General features: G+C 72.7%; 13 protein-coding genes. 10 read left to right on the forward strand and 3 right to left on the reverse strand.

What is annotated here, in order from left to right:
• Positions 1 to 4: 4 nt before the first annotated feature.
• Entirely contained in the window at positions 5 to 1,384 is a 1,380-nt protein-coding gene (locus ABD973_RS03525) for a hypothetical protein (protein WP_345498373.1), read from the forward strand.
• Positions 1,385 to 1,409: 25 nt separating this feature from the next.
• On the forward strand, positions 1,410 to 3,125 hold the full coding sequence (locus ABD973_RS03530) for a thiamine pyrophosphate-binding protein (protein WP_345498375.1): 1,716 nt from the start codon (positions 1,410 to 1,412) through the stop codon (positions 3,123 to 3,125).
• Between the two features lie 10 nt (positions 3,126 to 3,135).
• On the opposite strand, the gene ABD973_RS03535 is transcribed toward ABD973_RS03530, so the two are convergent.
• Positions 3,136 to 5,649, reverse strand: a complete 2,514-nt coding sequence (locus ABD973_RS03535) for a DUF6185 family protein (RefSeq protein WP_345504453.1) — start codon at positions 5,647 to 5,649, stop codon at positions 3,136 to 3,138.
• Positions 5,650 to 5,886: 237 nt separating this feature from the next.
• Here ABD973_RS03535 and ABD973_RS03540 point away from each other — a divergent pair, with 237 nt between their 5' ends.
• From ABD973_RS03540 to ABD973_RS03550, 3 genes are all read left to right on the forward strand, one after another.
• A complete protein-coding gene (locus ABD973_RS03540) occupies positions 5,887 to 6,270 on the forward strand; it encodes a hypothetical protein (protein ID WP_345498377.1) in 384 nt (127 codons plus the stop codon).
• Between the two features lie 317 nt (positions 6,271 to 6,587).
• On the forward strand, positions 6,588 to 7,316 hold the full coding sequence (locus tag ABD973_RS03545; RefSeq protein ID WP_260614312.1) for a DUF4142 domain-containing protein: 729 nt from the start codon (positions 6,588 to 6,590) through the stop codon (positions 7,314 to 7,316).
• Between the two features lie 4 nt (positions 7,317 to 7,320).
• Positions 7,321 to 8,712 (forward strand): DUF1996 domain-containing protein, encoded by a 1,392-nt coding sequence (locus ABD973_RS03550; RefSeq protein ID WP_125823263.1) that lies wholly within the window; start codon positions 7,321 to 7,323, stop codon positions 8,710 to 8,712.
• Between the two features lie 83 nt (positions 8,713 to 8,795).
• Here the strand turns inward: ABD973_RS03550 and ABD973_RS03555 are convergent, their stop codons facing one another.
• Positions 8,796 to 10,070: a PucR family transcriptional regulator gene (locus ABD973_RS03555; protein WP_345498382.1), complete on the reverse strand. Its 1,275-nt coding sequence runs from the start codon at positions 10,068 to 10,070 to the stop codon at positions 8,796 to 8,798.
• A 454-nt stretch (positions 10,071 to 10,524) separates the two neighbouring features.
• Here ABD973_RS03555 and ABD973_RS03560 point away from each other — a divergent pair, with 454 nt between their 5' ends.
• The 5 genes from ABD973_RS03560 to ABD973_RS03580 all read left to right on the forward strand — a co-directional run bounded on the left by ABD973_RS03560 (position 10,525) and on the right by ABD973_RS03580 (position 16,455).
• On the forward strand, positions 10,525 to 11,514 hold the full coding sequence (locus ABD973_RS03560; RefSeq protein WP_206436598.1) for a hypothetical protein: 990 nt from the start codon (positions 10,525 to 10,527) through the stop codon (positions 11,512 to 11,514).
• Complete coding sequence (locus tag ABD973_RS03565; RefSeq protein ID WP_345498385.1) at positions 11,511 to 12,962, forward strand: NADH-ubiquinone oxidoreductase-F iron-sulfur binding region domain-containing protein; 1,452 nt, start codon at positions 11,511 to 11,513, stop codon at positions 12,960 to 12,962. The genes ABD973_RS03560 and ABD973_RS03565 overlap by 4 nt, the downstream gene beginning before the upstream one ends.
• Positions 12,963 to 13,116: 154 nt before the next feature.
• Positions 13,117 to 14,160 (forward strand): SCO0930 family lipoprotein, encoded by a 1,044-nt coding sequence (locus ABD973_RS03570; protein WP_345504455.1) that lies wholly within the window; start codon positions 13,117 to 13,119, stop codon positions 14,158 to 14,160.
• Between the two features lie 100 nt (positions 14,161 to 14,260).
• Positions 14,261 to 14,707, forward strand: a complete 447-nt coding sequence (locus ABD973_RS03575; RefSeq protein ID WP_125823260.1) for a hypothetical protein — start codon at positions 14,261 to 14,263, stop codon at positions 14,705 to 14,707.
• 179 nt (positions 14,708 to 14,886) lie between these two features.
• Positions 14,887 to 16,455, forward strand: a complete 1,569-nt coding sequence (locus tag ABD973_RS03580; protein WP_386381821.1) for an alpha/beta hydrolase — start codon at positions 14,887 to 14,889, stop codon at positions 16,453 to 16,455.
• A 10-nt stretch (positions 16,456 to 16,465) separates the two neighbouring features.
• Here the strand turns inward: ABD973_RS03580 and ABD973_RS03585 are convergent, their stop codons facing one another.
• Complete coding sequence (locus ABD973_RS03585) at positions 16,466 to 16,879, reverse strand: PaaI family thioesterase (RefSeq protein WP_125823258.1); 414 nt, start codon at positions 16,877 to 16,879, stop codon at positions 16,466 to 16,468.
• Positions 16,880 to 16,923 lie beyond the last annotated feature (44 nt).

Below are 16,923 nucleotides of genomic sequence, written 5' to 3' on the forward strand. Positions count from 1 at the left end.
GGACGTGTCCGCACCTGAAGCCACCGGCCGCCGCCACCCGGGCCTGGAGGAGCTGCTCACCCGGCCGCTGCTGCAGACCGTGTTCGGCCGGCGCACCCACCGGGTCAGCCGGGGCGCGTGCGTGCCGGCCGGGTCGATGAGCTACAGCTCCCCGCACCGGCCGCGGCCGCTGGACGAGCTGGAGGAGGCGGTGCTGATCGCCCTCACCGGCTCCTCGGGGCTCACCATGCCCGACCGCCCCTTCGAGGACCCGCGCGACCACAAGCCGATCATGGCGAAGCCGAACCTGAACATGACGGGGCGCACCGCCGGCAGCCCGGACAACGCGCAGGCCACCCACTTCTTCATGATCAACGACAGCGGGACCTACTACCTGCGCAAGCTGCCGCCCGCCCCGGGGGCCGCCTTCGACCCGGACACCCTGGTCGAGCGGGCCCGCACGGCCAAGGTACGGGTGCTCGACCACCGGCTGGACGTCGTGGAGGGGATGCGCGACTTCCCCGCCTACCTCGACTCCAACCGGTTCCTGTCCAACCTGCCGGGCACCACCCTGTTCCTGCCGGTGGTCGACCTGTCCCACCAGTACGTCAACGCCCTGATGTACCTGCTCACCCAGCCCGACGGGGCCCGGCCCACCCTCGTCGACGACCGCAACTTCTACCGTCCGGCCGGGGTCCGCAAGTGGATCGACAACGGCTTCCTCAACCCCGAGATCAAGATGCCCCTCGGCGCCCTGGGGCCGATGCGCACCCAGATCGAGGCCGACCTGCTGCTGCAGAACATGATGCTGGTCGCGGACGCGATGGGGCTGGGCGCCTGGATCCACGCCTCGATCAGCCCGCAGATCATGCTCGGCGACCCGAAGTTCTCCCGCGCCTACGGACGGATGCTGGGCTTCGACTTCGTCACCCCGAGGTTCCGTCCCCTCGACGTGGTGCGCTGGCAGGTGCCGCTGCCGAAGTACGCGGCGCTGCGCGCCCACCCGGTGGGGCTGCGGTCCGGCGGCGGCCACCTCATCAAGGCCGCCTGCCCGCCCCACTACCCGTCGATGCGCGAGGCCGTCGACTCCGTCGTGCGGTCCAAGTTCGGCGAGAAGGGCGTCTACGCGGACAAGGAACTCTTCGACCGCGTCTACAAGGACGACTACGCGCGGCGCTACCTCGCCGAGGCGAGCGAGTACGACCGGCAGGTCATCGACTGCGCCCGGGACATCTGCGTCTACATCCACGAGACCCACGGCCGGTTCCCCGCGCACACCGACGCCATCCACGTGCCCGGCGTCTGGCTCCAGGCGCACCACGTGGAGTCCGAGTACTACGACCGGTTCTTCCGCAGCGGCCTGACCGACGCGCACCGCCGGCACGCCGCGCACTGGGACGCGTAGGAAACGCAGAGAGCGGGGCGAGGCGATGAGGGTCTACGAGGCCATCGTCAGAGGGCTGGAGGGCATCGGGGTGCGGGCGGCGTTCGGCGGTGCCGGGGAGAACGCGGCCGGCCTGATGCTGGCGCTGAAGCACTCGAAGCTGATCCGGCCCGTCATCACGCGCCACGAGCAGGCCGCGTCGTTCATGGCCTGCGGCTACGCCATGTACACGAACCGGCTCGGCTTCTGCTTCGCGACGGCCGGCCCCGGCGCGTTCAACCTGTTCTCGGGGCTGGCCGTGGCCATGTCGGACTCCTATCCCGTGCTCGCCGTCTCGGGGTACGCGTCGATGGAGTGGCGCGGATGGGGCTCGCTCAACGAGACCTCGGGCCTGAACCGCACACCCGACTCGCAGGCCATGTTCGCCGCGACGACCAAGAAGTCCTTCCTGCTCACCGACGCCGCCGACACCTGCGACGTGCTGGAGGAGGCGGTGAACACGGCCTTCGAGGGCAGGCCCGGGCCGGTGCACATCCACGTGCCCGAGAACCTCACCCACCGGGGCGTCGAGGTACGAGGCTTCCGGCCGGTCCGGCTGGACGTGGCGCCGGTGCTGCCCGATCCGGCGCGGGTCGAGGAGATCGCGGACGTACTGGCGGACGCCCTCGCGCGGGGCCGGCGGGTCGTCGCGCTCGTCGGCTTCGGCGCGGTGCGCAGCGGGGCGGGGCCCGAGGTCAAGCGGCTGATCGAGCGCTTCCGGATCCCGCTGCTCACCACCCTGGACGGCAAGGGCATCGTCTCCGAGGGGCACCCGCTGTCGCTCGGCGTCTTCGCGGACAGCGGCCACTCCAGCGCGTGGAAGGCCTTCCGGGAGGCGGACGTGGTGCTGTGCGTCGGGAACTCCCTCAACCAGCACGCGACGTTCAACTACCGCCCGGACCTCTTCGAGGGCAAGGTGCTCATCCACGTGAACATCTCCGAGGGAGAGTTCCACAAGGCCTACCCGCCCGACCACGCGCTGCTGTCCGACGCGCGCCCGGCGGTCGCCGCGCTGACCGAGGCACTGGAGCGGCGGGTGGGCGAGGTTCCGCCGGTGGAGGTCGAGGGCCGGGACTACGAGGCCCGGCACATCACGCACCTGACGAGCGGGATCCACCCGGGGCAGCTCGCGCAGTCGATCGGCCGGATGCTGCCGCCGCGCGGGGTGCTGCTCGCCGACGCGGGGGCCCATCTGGCGTGGCTGGGGTACTACGTGGAGCTGGAGGAGGGACAGAACTTCCGCAAGGCCGGCTCCTTCGGGCCGATGGCCGGGCACGTCAACGGGGCCATCGGGCTGAAGGTCGCCCACCCGGACCGGACGGTGGTGGTGGGCTGCGGCGACGGCTGCTACTCGCTGTCCGGCTTCGAGCTGATGACGGCCGTGGAGAACGAGATCCCGGTCATCTGGGTCGTCTTCAACGACTCGCAGTTCAAGCTGATCAAGCTCTTCCAGCTGGCCACCTACGGGGAGTCGGCCCTGGTCGAGTTCCGCAACCCGGACTTCGCGGCGTACGCGCGCGCCTGCGGGGCGGAGGGTCACCGGGTGGAGACCCTGTCCGAGTTCGAGGAGGCCTTCCGCTCGGCCCTGGCCTCGGGCCGGCCCGCGCTGATCGACGCCCGGATCACCCGGTGGGCGGTGCCGCACTACAGCCCTTCGCCGGACGGGGTGATCGCGGGGCTGGTGGAGACGGTGGAGGAGCGGCTGCGGGGGCTGGTGGACTGAGCGGCCGGGCCTACTTCGGCCGGGAGTCGCCGCCGGCCAGGCTGCGCCACACGCCGACGACGACGGCCAGCTGGGCGGCGAGGTAGGCGACCTGGGTGGACAGTCCGCGCATCTGGTAGACCGACAGGAGCAGCCCGACGCTGCTGGGCCAGAACTTCCTCTCCTCGCTGAACGTCGCCATGTCCATCCAGATGCTGGTGAGCGTCAGGACCAGGAGCATGAGCGCGACGTGCAGGAAGACGTACCCGAGTTCGGTGTCGGTGATCTGGGCGATCAGCGCTCCGACGCAGATGGGGATGGCGTACGCGGCGGTCAGGCTCAGGGCGCGCACCGGACTCCGGCGCCCCGGCAGCAGACGCCACAGGGCCCCCAGGACGAGGCCCGCGCCGGCCCATGCGACCTGCCACGCGCCGAACTTCGCCGCGATCTCCATCAGCCCGTTGGGACTCTGGAACGTGGACATCCGGATGTGGGCGTCCCTCAGATAGGCCATCCAGACCAGGGCGGCACTGGCCGGGAGTCCGAAGCAGAAGGCCAGCCGCGCGGCGTGCCGGGCGTTGTCCCACCAGTCCTGGCCGGGCCCCCAGCTGAGGGCGGCGTCCAGTACCGAGATCTGGGCCGGCGGATGGCCCTTGCCCCAGCCGTCGAACAGCCACTGGTGCAGACCGTCCAGTCTCGCCTCCAACTCCTCGCGTTTCATCCCACCTTCCCCCCGGCCACGGTCCAGGGAGTAGATCTGGTGGTGCAGGTTGCGGAATTCGTGGGCCTTCGCGAGCAACTGGTTCCGGCGCCGCCTCGAACCCAGTCTGCGCGTGCAGAACTGTTCCCCCGTCCGTCCCAGCACGGAAGCCCGCCGGCCCACCGCCACCAGGGCGTGCAGGGAGGCGATCATCATCAGGATCCAGAGGCCGAACAGCGCGTTGGAGCCGGCGAACTCGACCTGGCGCAGCCCCACCGTCAGGGCGAAGATCACGACCGTCAGGAAGAGGTCGACACCGGCCGGTCCGAGCGAGATCCCCCCGTGCGCGTCATCGGACCGGGCCCGCCTTGCCTTGACGCGCAGGTGCAGCAGCGCGACGAGCGCGATGCCCGCCAGCAGCCAGGCGTAGGCGTAGACCCAGGCGAGCCCGATGTAGGCGAACTCCCGCATGAACCGGAGCCTCGCGTCGGCGCGTTCGGTCCCGGACGGATCGACGAGCCAGTAGGCCCGCCGCCACTGGCGCTCGCGAGTCCACCAGTTGGAGGCGAAGAGGGCCATCACGGCCACCGCCAGCAGGCTCCCCGCCACGGCCGTGCAGCGAGCCGGAGCCCTGCCCCACGCGGCGTTCCAGGACCGCGGGACCAACTCCCCCTCCCGCGCGAAACGCCACGCCCACGCCGCCATCGCGGCCAGCCACAGCCACAGCGTCGCCAGCGACAGCAGCGCGTACCCGACGAGCTGGGGAGTGCCGGCCCTGGACGATCGCAGGCCCACGACCAGCAGCAGGCAGAACAGCGCCGTGATCGACGCGGTGACGGTCACGGCACAGACCTGACGGCGTTCGCCGCCCTCGCCCCCGGGGCTCCGGTCGGCTCCGGGCTGCCGCGCCGCGGGGAACGGCCCGATGTGACACCACGGCTGGGCCACGAGCACCAGGACCAGGCCCAGTGCGATGGTGACGACGGAGGACCAGGACGTACGGAGCATGGCCGGGTACGTCATCGCCAGGTGCAGCGCCACGGCCACCGCGGCGCTCAGCGCGACCCAGAGCACGACCACCCGCGCGAGGACGCTCCGTCCCCGCGGTCCGGACAAGGGGGAGGGTTCCTCCCGCGCGGCGTGGTGGACGGCCAGCACGATCAGCGCCCAGGTGAACACCCACCAGGAGGCGACGCCCGCCCATCCCAGCGACCCCCACCTCTCCCCCACGTTGAAGGAGCGCTGCCAGGGCGGATCCAGGAAGACCTGCACCCTGATGGGTTTGGGGGGATCGATCCACACCAGCCGGTCCGAATCGGCGGAGGCCACCTTGGGAGCGATGTCGTGGGCGTCGAGACCGTTCAACTTCACCTCGACCTGACCCCACTTGCTGTGGTCCAGTGCCCTGGGCGGCACGAGGCGAACGGTCCATTCCGTACCGGCCGCATCGACGCCGATGATCCAGGGGCCGAGGTGGAACCCCCGGTTCTGCTCGATCCAGGCGGTCGCTTCGTAGTCCACGGTGACCACGTCGCCCCGCACCGTCACCCGCGGCTCCCGGTAGCGCCACTCGCGGTTGCGCGCTTGGTCGTGGTCGTCACGCAGCAGGCAGCGCATGACCGTCTGGTATTCGTCCGATCTCTCACTGCTCGCCAGGAACAGCGCGGGGGGCCATTGGTCCGCCGAGACACTGACGGTCAGGTTCGAGGTCACCTGGGCGTAGATGCGGTCGTGGTAGTCGAAGTCGATACTGGCGGAGACGTTGCGGGCCTTCAGCCGCTCCCTGTCGCAGGGGTCGGCGACCGCACCGTGCGCCCGCGCCGCTCCTCCCCCGCCCATTAGCACAGCCGTCAACAATAGAAGAAGCAACCACCACCGGGTTTTCACGATCGCGCCCCGTCCGCACCGCCTCGTCCAGCACCCCGTCCTCGGAGCCTTAACACGCGGGCACGACCGCCCGCACGGGACGCGCGGCCGCAGGTCCCGGCACTCACCCCGTCGGCCGCCGCCAACGGGATTGCACGGGACCGGCCGGCGTTCGATGATGGCAACGGGGACCGCCGACACCCCACGGGACATGTCATGACCCATTCCAAGGAATCCACCATCGCCCGGAAGCCGCTCCCCCGCTTCGAGGAAGCCGAAGGGCTGGGGCCCTCCGACGCGGCTTTCGTACAGGACCTCGTCGACGTGCTCGAGAAGCACGGCAACCTGGACCGCTTCGGCCTGTGCCTGCTGCACGACCACTTCCCGCTCGCCGCGGACGAGGTCATCGTGGAAACGAACGACTCCGCGGCGCGCACCCTGCACGCCCATGTGGAGAAGACGGACCGGACCCGGCACGTCAAGCCCTCCCAGTGGCGGTTCGCGCCCCACGGCACGGCCGGCGCGCAGGGCCCCTACCAGGTCGTCATGCTGTGCGACCCGCTCGACCTGTGCCCCGGCCGCGAAGGCCGCAACGGTTGACCGATGCCGCCGACCGGACGGCCCTCGCGGGCCGTCCGGTCGACGCGTACCCGCGGCGGGTCGCGCCGGACCGCGTACATCACGCCGACCGGCAGACCGCGGCAAGATAGCAGCCCTCCGAGCCCTGCCCCGGATGTTTGTCCGATGGTGATGGTCCTTCCGCGACGGCCCCGGACGGGGCACTAGCGTCCCGTGGCACCCCAGGAGTGCGGGTGCGCACCGCAGGGCGCCTGCCGTCGCTGCCGCCCCGCTCCTCCTGACGGCCCACGGAGCGAGGAGGCACTGTGCTGTCATTGCGACGGCGATCCGTCAGCGGCTTGTCGGTGGCCACGAGATACACGATCGGGAGCGGTCTGGTCATCACCGCCCTGGCCGTCACGCTCATCGCGCTGCTGATCCCCGTGTCGAAGTTCGGCGACCGGGCGTCGGCCGCCGCCGCGTCGGGAACGGCCGCCAAGCCGGGGATCGAGGACGACGGCGCCGGGACCATGAGCACGGCGTACGGGCCGCTGTCCGCCGCCGACCGGGACTTCGTCCGCAAGGTACGGCTGGCCGGGCTGTGGGAGCTGCCGGCGGGACGGCAGGCGCAGCAGCGCGGGACCCGTCCCTCGGTGCGCACCGCCGGGATGCACCTGGTGGAGGGGCACACCGAGCTGGACCGGCAGGTGCTCCAGGTCGGCCAGGCCCTCGGCATGGACCTGCCCGACAAGCCGAGCGCCCAGCAGCAGGACTGGCTGAACCAGCTGACGAACGCCTCCAACGCCGAGTACGAGCGGCTGTTCATCCAGCTGCTGCGGCGCGCGCACGGCAAGGTGTTCGCGCTGCTGGCGCAGATCCGTGCGCAGACCCGCAACTCGATGGTGCGGTCCCTGGCGACCTCGGCCAACGCCACCGTGCTGGACCACATCACGGTCCTGGAGGAGAGCGGGCTGGTCGACTTCGACTCCGTCTCCGACGCGGGCCCGGCGCCCGCCTCCCCCACCCCGGTCCACCACCAGGGGGCCGCGCCCCCTCAGATGTCCGACCGACGATACGAAGTGAAGTGATCGCATGAGTCACAAGGGCCACAGGCGCCCCCGGTTCAAGCTCCTCGCGGTGGTCTCCGCCCTGGTGCTGGGCGGCGGCGGGGTCGCCGTCGTCGCCGGCAACGCGAGTGCCGGGCAGGACGGCCGTACGGGACAGGTGACGGCCACCATCGACTGCCCGGACGTGGGCGACCGGCTGACCTCGGTCCCCGACCAGGCCAGGGGCGAGGTCGACGAGAACCTCGCCCAGCTGGACGTCCAGGTGGCCGACGCCTACCGGCAGCTCGCCTCCGGGCAGGTGCGGGGCACGTCGCAGAAGGACGCCCTCCTCGGCCGGCTGCGGGACCAGCGCGCGACGACGATCAGCAAGGTGTCCGACGCGATAGGCCGCTCCTCCGGGCGCCCGGAGGGTCTGGACAAGCTCAGCGGCTGCGAGATGAAGGAGGCCCCGGCGGCGCAGGACGAGGCGGCGCCCGACGCCGCGGCGGCCGCGGCCTCGGGTCCGGACGCCGCCGCCCGGAGCATCGGGCAGAAGAGCGGGCCGGCCAGGAGCGACTTCGTCGACATCACCAAGGTCAAGCCGAACGTACGCACCCCCGCGCCCTCGGGGGGCGCGTCCAAGGGGTCCTTCAGCTCCGAGTGCGGCCGCAACGAGAACGGCCACTTCAACCCCGACAACGTCATCGTCGCGCCGGGCGTCTCCAACGGCGCGCACCACATGCACGACTACGTGGGCAACAAGACCACCGACGCCTTCTCCACCAACAACAGCCTCGCCAACTCCGGTACCACCTGCGGCAACGGCGACCAGTCCACGTACTACTGGCCGGTGCTGCGGCTGCGCGACGGCCGGGCGGAGAAGGACGCCAAGGCGCCGGGCGGCGGCCAGGACGCCAACGTGGGCACGATCCTGAAGCCCAAGCAGGTGACGATCAGCTTCAAGGGCAGTCCCGTGAGCCAGGTCAAGGCGATGCCCCGGTTCCTGCGCATCATCACGGGTGACGCCAAGGCCTTCAGCAACGGCACGGCCAACGCCAACGCCTCCTGGAGCTGCACCGGCTTCGAGGACCGCCAGCTGAAGGACAAGTACCCGGTGTGCCCGAAGGGCAGTGACGTGGTGCGCACCTTCACCTTCCAGAGCTGCTGGGACGGCCGCAACACCGACAGCGCCAACCACCGCACCCACGTGGACTTCGCGGACAAGAACGGCCGCTGCAAGAAGGGCTTCACGGCCGTTCCGCAACTGGTGCAGCGGATCACGTACGGGGTCGCGCCGGGGTCGCGGATCGCGGTGGACAGCTTCCCCGAGCAGCTGCACAAGCCGGTGACCGACCACGGCGACTTCATCAACGTCATGTCGGACGGGCTGATGGCCAGGGCCGTGGGCTGCATCAACGGCGGGCGCACCTGCCGCTGACGGGACGGACGGGGCGGTGGCCCGGAGCCTGAGGGCTCCGGGCCACCGCCTTCGTGTGCCCGCCGGGACGGCGGGCGTGCGGCTCACAGGCCGTTGACGCGGGCCATCCGTCCGACGACCAGGGGGGTGAAGTCGGCGGTGACCACCCGTCCGTTCCTCCGGCCGGTACGCGAGTTCTGGCGCCGGACCTGGGCCATCAGCCGGCGGCTGCGCAGGGCCATCTCCAGTTCGAAGCGGGTCCGGGGGTCGCGCAGACCGGGCCCGAAGAGCTTCTCCAGCTGGCGCATCCGGTAGCGCACGGTCTGCGGGTGCACGCTCAGGGCTTTGGCCGCCTCCGGGGCGCCGCCGCCCTCCAGCCAGGCGAGCAGGGTGACCTCCAGCCGTTCGCTCTGGCGGGGCGTGAGGTCGGCGAGGGGCTTGAGCCAGCGGGCCGCCAGGGCGTGGGCGAGGGGTTCGTCCTGGAGCAGCAGGAGGGTCGAGAGGTGGTCGTCGACGAAGACGGCCCGGGTGTCCAGGCCGCCTCGGTGGGGGGTCAGGGTCAGCAGGCGCAGCGCCCAGCGCAGCGAGGAGGCCGTGTCCCGGGGGGCGACGGCGTGGCCGACGGCGGCCAGCCGGCCGCGGAGGGGGGCTTCGAGGGCGGCGCGGGCGTCGGGGTCGGGGTCGGGGAGCAGCAGGCAGGGCCGGCCGGCGAACATGCCGGCGAGGGCGTCGTCGAGGACGGCCGCCAGCTGCTGCGTCTCGCCGGGGGTGGCGAGGGCGACGGCCCGTACGGCGGGCGGGAGGGGCCAGTGGGCGGCCTCGGCGAGTTCGGCGAGGGAGTTCTCGCACGCGGTCCGGTCGTCGGTGAGGGCCCTGAAGAGCTCCTGGCGGGCCCGGTCCGGCGGGGCGGCGGGCAGCTGCCGGAGCGGGTGGCCCGGGGCGTGGCCGGCGTCGGGGCGCTCGTGCCCGTGCTCGCGCGCGGGTTCGCGGACGTGTTCCCGTACGACTCCGCGCGGCTCCTCCACCCGGCCGTCGTGGCGGTCGTCGGGATCCGGGGCGGGGTCCGGGGCGGGGTCCGGGCCGGGGTCCGCGCACTTCGGGTCGCGGCGGCCGTCGCCGCGGTCTCCGTCGCGGTGTTCGTCGCGGTCTTCGTCGCGTTCGTCGTGGTATCCGAGGGCGGAGAGGAGGGCCTCTTCCACCCTCAGCCGGAGCAGATCGTCATCGATGGCATCGTTGTCATCGACAAGGGCGGAAAATTCCGGAATTCCATGCAGAAGCTCCTCCACTATCTCCGCGGCGAGCGCGGGGAGTTCCCTGCGCAGGACGCGGGTCCACTCTCCGCGGGGGCGGGACCAGATGCGGTTCAGAAGTTCGCACATCGTTTCCTCGTTCTTGCCGGGGTGAGGCCTGTCCGGTGCAGGGGTGACAGGCCCGCCAGGGTGCCGGACTCGCCAACAACCCTGTCTGCCAAGAGAGTTGCAGCCACCGCATCCCCTTCTGGAGGGTTCCGGCCACTTTCGGTCCCACGGGTTTGCCTTGTTTTTGCGGCCGGGGACGCATGGATGGCCGACGAGGCGGTGGCCTGTCGCAACCTCCACTGGAGGGGAATCTTCCGGGGTTGTTCGATGCGCTGTAGACGCGGTGCGAGAAATTATCACGTTTCGATAAATCCTGTGGAGATGCTGCGTAGCTCCACGATGCTGCTGCACTCCGGCCCCCGAGCCCCTCGGCCGGCGCGGGAATTCGCAGCGCTGCCGGCCGTCACCGTCCCCCAACCCCCGGGAGCCGAGCGCGAGGTGGACCGCTCGGAGCCCGGGTGCTCAGGAGAACCGCATGCCCCTGCCCCAGCCGCACATACCCCGCTCCCACAGGGCACGACGCAGGAGTCGCCACGCGGCCGAGGCCGCCGCGGCTCCGGCCGCCGGGCGGCGGGCCGTCCGGCGGCCCTCGCTGCTGCCCTCGGCGGGAAGACTGCGCCCCAGTGCGCTGTGCGCCGCCGGCGCGGCGCTCGTCTCGCTCCTCGTGGCGGCCCGCGCGGGCGCCCTGACCCGCCTGTGGGAGTTCCTCGACTTCGGCGCGGGCGTGCTGTCGCTCGTCTGCCTGACCTCCACCGTCCTGTGGGGGCTGGTGGCCACCGACCGGGTGCTGCTCGGGTCGGGCCACCGGCTGCTGGCCCAAGGCGTGCACCGGGGCCTCGCCGTGGCGGGGCTGGGCTTCCTCGGCCTGCACATCTGGGTCAAGGTGGCCGGGAAGCAGGCCGACGCCGCTGCCGCCGCCGTGCCGTTCGCGGACAGCGGCCGGCCCGTCGTCATCGGCCTGGGCACCCTGGCCGGATATCTCTTCGTGGCCGTCGCGGTCTCCGGAGCCCTGCGTAGTGTGTTCGCCACCAAGAGCCGCTCCCTGTGGTGGCGGGCCCTGCACATCGGCGCGTACCCGGCGTGGGGCGCGTCGCTGCTGCACGGGCTCAAGGCCGGCCGCGCCGCCGACACCTGGGTGACGGCGGCCTACGGGCTGTGCCTGGCCGGGGTCATCGCCCTGCTCGCCTTCCGGCTCAGGGCCCGCGGGCTGGGCGCCGCCTGGCAGCCGCCCGCCCCGCAGAACACCGGCGCCGGGAGCGCGCCCGTCCAACCCCCGCGCGTACGACCGTTCTTCATCCAGGACGTGCCGCTGGCGGACCTGCTGGTACGGCCCCGCAGGAGCGCGCCCCCCGGGCCCGCCGCGGCGTCGTCGCGGCCCGGCCGCGCGCCCTACGCGGCCGCCGCCGCGGGCCCCGGCGCCGACCGGCGGCCCGGGCCCCTCGGCGACGGGGAGCGGTGGTCGTGAGCGGAGCCGCACGCCCCGGCCTCGGCTGCGTGGGCACCCCCCGGCTGCTCGCCGGGCTCGACCGGGACCCGCGGCTGGACCGCGAGGCCCATCTGGCGGCGCACGGCCCGCTGCCGCGGTACGCCTCCGACGAACTCGTGGACCTTGCCGCCGACATCGACCTGCGGGGCCGCGGCGGAGCCGGTTTCCCCTTCGCCCGGAAGCTGCGTGCCGTCATCGGCTCCGCCCGGGAGCGCGAGGGGCCGACGGCCGTGGTGGTCAACGGCAGTGAGGGGGAGCCGAGTTGCCTCAAGGACAAGGCGCTGCTGCTGCACGCCCCGCACCTGGTGCTCGACGGCGCGCTGCTGGCCGCCGCCGCGGTCGGCGCGGAGGAGGTGGTGGTGGCCGTCACCCGGGCGGACGTGGAGCGCTCGGTACGGGACGCGGTCGCGGAACGGGGGCCGGGCGGCCGCAGGGTGCGCGTGGCCCTGCTGCCCGAGCGCTTCGTGACCGGCGAGGGGACCGCCATGGTCGGCGGGCTGAACGGCGGCGCGGCGCTGCCGTCCGGCCGGCGGGTGCGGACCAGCGAGCGGGGGCTGGGCGGGGTGCCGACGCTGCTGTCGAACACCGAGACCTACGCGCAGCTCGCCGTGGCCGCCCGGATGGGCGCCCCCGACTACCGGGCGGCCGGCCTGCCCTCCGAGCCGGGCACCGTGCTGCTGACCGTCGCCGGGCAGACGGTGGTCGAGACCCCGACGGGGACCTCGCTGGCGTACGTCCTCGACCTGTGCGGCACCCGTACCGGGCAGGGCGTACTGGTCGGCGGGTACCACGGCCGCTGGCTGGACCCGGGGGCGGCGCGCTCGGCGGACGTGTCCCGGGGGTCGCTGTCCGCCTTCGGGGCGGTGCTGGGGGCGGGGGCGGTGCTGCCGCTGCCCGAGGACACCTGTCCGGCCGGCGAGGTCGCGCGGGTGACGCGCTGGATGGCGAAGGAGTCGGCCGGGCAGTGCGGGCCCTGCGTACGGGGCCTGCCCGGGCTGGCCGACGTACTGGAGGACGCCGTGCGGGGCGGGGGACGCGGCGCCCTCGACGCGGTGGAGACGCGGCTGAGGGCCGTCCGGGGGCGGGGTGCGTGCAGCCATCCCGACGGCACCTCGCACTTCGTGGCCTCCGCGCTCGCCGCGTTCCCCGAGGAGTTCCGCGACCACGCCCTCGGCAGCGGCTGCGGGCGGCGGATCACGGGAGCCCTGCCGCTGCCGCAGGACGAGAGTCCGCCGGAGCGGCTGGTGGTGGACTGGACCCTGTGCAAGGGGCACGGGCTGTGCGTGGACGTCCTGCCCGACGTGGTGCGGCTCGACGCGGACGGCTTCCCGGCGGAGGCGTCCATGCCGGTGCCGGGCCACCTGCGGCCCAAGGCGCTGCGGGCGGTGCGCCGCTGCCCCGCCCTCGCGCTGCGCATCCAGGAATGAGCGGGCGCACGAGTGCGGGACGCCTGCGAGTTCATTGTTGGCGCGATCTGACAAATTCCCGTGGATATCCGCTCCGGCCGCCGTTCGCCCCGTATCAATGACCGCAGGCAAAGAGCACGACGGCACCGAGTCCCAAGGAGAGATCGTGAAGACAATGCGCCGGGAGATAATCGCCGGGTCGGCGGTCGCGGTATTGCTGCTGACGGCCGGATGCGGTGCCGCCGACAAACCCTCCTCGAAAGCGGACGCGGTCCAGCCGGCGGGTTCCGGGAAGCAGCTCGGCGCATACGGCTCCGACGGGGGTTCGGGATACGGGGCGGGATCCGGATCGGGTTACGGCGAGGGCTCCGGCGCCGGCCCGGCCGGCGGGGGCGGGCAGGGCGGGACGGCCGGGAAGCTCCAGGTGCGGGAGATGGCGAACGTGGGCTCCGGCGTCGCCGACGGCGACGGGTTCACGCTCTACCGCTTCGACAAGGACACCGCGAAGCCGCCCAAGTCCAACTGCGAGGGGGACTGCGCCAAGGCCTGGCCGGTGGTCCCGGCGGACGACGCCTCGGCGGGGGCGGGCGTCGACGCCGCCCTGCTCGGTTCGGTCACCCGGGCCGACGGCAGCAAGCAGCTGACGGTCGGGGGCTGGCCGGTGTACCACTACGCCAAGGACACCAAGGCGGGCGACGCCCTCGGCGAGGGCGTCGGCGGCACCTGGCACGTCCTGGGACCCGACGGGAAACCGGCCGGCGCCGGAAAGGGAGCGGCGCCGGGAACGGGAACGGGAACGGAAATGCAGGGACACGGAATGGAATCGGGAGGAGGGGCGAAAGAGGGGTCGCAGGAAGCGGCGAAGGTCGCGCTTTCGGTACGGAAGGACGCCAGGCTCGGGAACATCGTCCAGAACGCGGAGGGCTGGACCCTCTACCGCTTCGACAAGGACAGTGCCTGGCCGATGAAAATCGGCTGCGTGGATTCCTGCACGGACACCTGGAAGCCCGCCCCGCTCGTCGACAAGACGCAGGTGTCGGGAATCGACCCGAAACTGATCGGCTCGGTGAAAAGGCCGGACGGCACGGAACAGCTGACCATCGACTGCTGGCCGGTCTACACGTTCACCGGTGACAAGGCGCCCGGCGACGTCAACGGGCAGGGCAAGCAGAACCTCTGGTGGGCCGTCACCGACAAGGGGAAGAAGGCGGCCGGCTGAGCCGGCCGGGACACCCATGATCCGTGGTGCCCGGTCCCCCTCCCCTCCCCGCCGGGCACCACACCCCCTTCTCCCGCCGATCCCCTCCAGCGAGGTCGCCATGCCCCCGTCAGACCGCCCGACCCGCCGCCTCCTCGCGGCCCGCGCCGCGCTGTGCGCCGCGCTGCTGGCCGGCGGCTGCGCCACGGAACGGGCCGCGCACCCCGGGGCGGCGGCCCACGCGACCCACGCGGACGCGAGCCCGGCCGGGAGGACCGCCACGGTGGAGGAGCTCGCCTCCGCCCTGGGCTGCACCGCCGAGTCGCTCACCGAGGCCGACGAACTGCGCCAGGGGGCGTGCGCGACCGCACAGGGCGCCTACCGCCTGACCACCTTCGCCGCCCAGGAGGGCCTGCACTCCTGGCTGGCGGAGACCCGGGTGTACGGCGGCGTCTACCTCGTGGGGAACCGCTGGGTGGTCACCGCCCCGTCACCCGAGGCCCTGACCGCACTCCGCGAACGCCTCGGCGGCACGCTGGAGACGGGCGAGGAGCACGGCGGGCACTGACTCCGCGGCGGCTCGCGGGATCCGCCAACATGTTCGGCGCGTCGGCCAGTTGTCCGGAATTTACCTCATTCCCGAGGTGCACGGAGAAGTACGGGAGCCGCCCTGAGGGATGATTCGCCCCACCCTCCGCGTGCTCCAAGGTGGCACGGACCGCCCCTCTCCGAAAGGAACGGCTCTCCGTGCGCATGAAACGCCTCGCGCCCCTGCTCGCCACCGCCGGACTCCTCGCGACCTCCCTCCCCCTGCTCGCCGCCACCCAGGCGGCGGCCGCCCCGGCCCCCTCCGACTACCAGCCGCGGCAGCCCTCCTGGCACCGCTGCGCCACGGACCGGCCGGCCGCGTACGAATGCGCGACGCTCAAGGTGCCGCTCGACTACCAGCGCCCCCGCGGCAGGACCATCGACCTCGCGATATCCCGGATCAAGAGCCCGGACCCGGCCAAGCGGCACGGGGTCATGCTGCTCAACCCCGGCGGACCCGGCGGCTCGGGGCTCGACCTGCCGCTGATGATGGAGGAGTCCATGCCGAAGGAGGTCAGGGAGCGCTACGACCTGATCGGCTTCGACCCGCGCGGCGTCGGGGCCAGCAGCCCGATCAGCTGCGGACTGAACGAGGCGGAGCAGAACTTCGACCGCGCGTACCGCCCCGAGACCTTCCCCGCCGACGTCGCCTGGGCGCGCACCGTCGCGGACAAGTGCCGGGAGAAGGCCGGTTCGGTCCTGCCGTACATCACCACCCGCAACACGGCCCGCGACATGGACTCGATCCGCGCGGCCCTGGGCGAGCGGAAGATCTCCTACGTGGGCTACTCGTACGGGACCTACCTCGGCGCGGTCTACACCCAGATGTTCCCGTCCCGTACCGACCGCTTCGTCCTCGACAGCGGGGTCGACCCGCAGCTGCTCTGGCGCGGGATGATCCAGGTGTGGGCCACGGAGGCCGAGCCGGCGTTCGTCCGGTGGACGCGGTGGACGGCGGAGCGCGACGGCGAGTACCGGCTCGGTGCGACGCCGCAGGCGGTGTCGGCGACGTTCTGGGGCCTGGTGGCCCGCGCCGACCGCGAGCCGATCGAGTTCCAGGGGATGAAGCTGACGGGCGATGACATCCGTTCCGCGCGCGGCCTGTTCTTCTACCCGCAGCAGGCCGCGCCGCTCGTCGCCGCGCTGAAGGCGGCCGCCGAGGGCGCTCCGCAGCCCGCCGGCGCGGCCGTGCCGGACCTGCGGGAGCTGCTGGGCGCCCCGGCGCCGGCCTCCGACAACGGCACGGCCGTGTTCTGGTCCGTGCTGTGCGGGGACACCGGCGCCTGGCCGCGCGATCCCGGCCAGTACGCGCGGGACGCGGCGCGGGACAAGGCCCGCTACCCGCTGTACGGGGACATCGCCTCCAACATCAAGCCCTGCGCCTTCTGGCAGCGGCCCGCCGAGGCGGCCACCCCGATGAAGACCCGGGCGAACGTGCTGACCGTGCAGAACGAGTGGGACTCGCAGACCCCGCTGGTGAGCGGGCAGGGCCTGCACCGGGCCCTGAAGGGCTCGCGGATGGTCCTCGCGATGGGCGGGGAGGGCCACGGCGTGTACCTGGCCGACCCCGCCTCCTGCGCCAACGCGCCGGTCAACTCCTACCTGGCCACGGGCCGGCTGCCCGACCGGGACGTGACCTGCCGGACGGCTCCGGCCCCGGCCCAGCGGCAGGACGTGCTCCCGGCGCCGAAGCCGCTGCCGCTGCCGTCCGGTCCGCGGCGGTTCTGACGCCGCGGGTTCAGCCGAGCAGGGCGTAGACCGTGGAGGCCTTCGCCGCCGGTTCCACGGCCCCCTCGGGGGTCATGGTGACGTCGGCGAAGGCCATGCGCTTGCCCAGCTTGCTGACGCGTACGTCGATCAGTACGTCGGCGGCGACGACCGGACGCTGGAAGCTCGTCGACTGCTGGACGGTGGTCATCGGGCCGTACGCCCCGCGCGCGGCGGAGATCGCGATGACGGTGGCGGTGTCGGCGGCGGCCATCAGGGCCTGGCCGGACAGGCCGCCGCCGTCGCGGGCCAGGGAGTCCGACCAGGGCAGCCGCAGGACGGCGTGCCGCTCGCCGGTCTCCTCGACGGTGAGGCCCAGGGCCAGCACCCAGGGGGCGAAGTTGTCGCCCAGAATCTTGTCCGCGTCTGCCGGTGTCAACGTCACCCGGTGATTGTGGCGGCCCGGAGCGGGCCGCCACAAGCCGCGGA

It is taken from the genome of Streptomyces racemochromogenes (assembly GCF_039535215.1).
Taxonomy (GTDB): domain Bacteria; phylum Actinomycetota; class Actinomycetes; order Streptomycetales; family Streptomycetaceae; genus Streptomyces; species Streptomyces racemochromogenes.

Coding starts and splice junctions, on each gene's coding strand:
- ABD973_RS03530 (WP_345498375.1), top strand. CDS start 1,410: ATGAGGGTCTACGAGGCCATCGTCAGAGGGCTGGAGGGCATCGGGGTG.
- ABD973_RS03540 (WP_345498377.1), top strand. CDS start 5,887: ATGACCCATTCCAAGGAATCCACCATCGCCCGGAAGCCGCTCCCCCGC.
- ABD973_RS03550 (WP_125823263.1), top strand. CDS start 7,321: ATGAGTCACAAGGGCCACAGGCGCCCCCGGTTCAAGCTCCTCGCGGTG.
- ABD973_RS03555 (WP_345498382.1), bottom strand. CDS start 10,070: ATGTGCGAACTTCTGAACCGCATCTGGTCCCGCCCCCGCGGAGAGTGG.
- ABD973_RS03560 (WP_206436598.1), top strand. CDS start 10,525: ATGCCCCTGCCCCAGCCGCACATACCCCGCTCCCACAGGGCACGACGC.
- ABD973_RS03570 (WP_345504455.1), top strand. CDS start 13,117: ATGCGCCGGGAGATAATCGCCGGGTCGGCGGTCGCGGTATTGCTGCTG.
- ABD973_RS03575 (WP_125823260.1), top strand. CDS start 14,261: ATGCCCCCGTCAGACCGCCCGACCCGCCGCCTCCTCGCGGCCCGCGCC.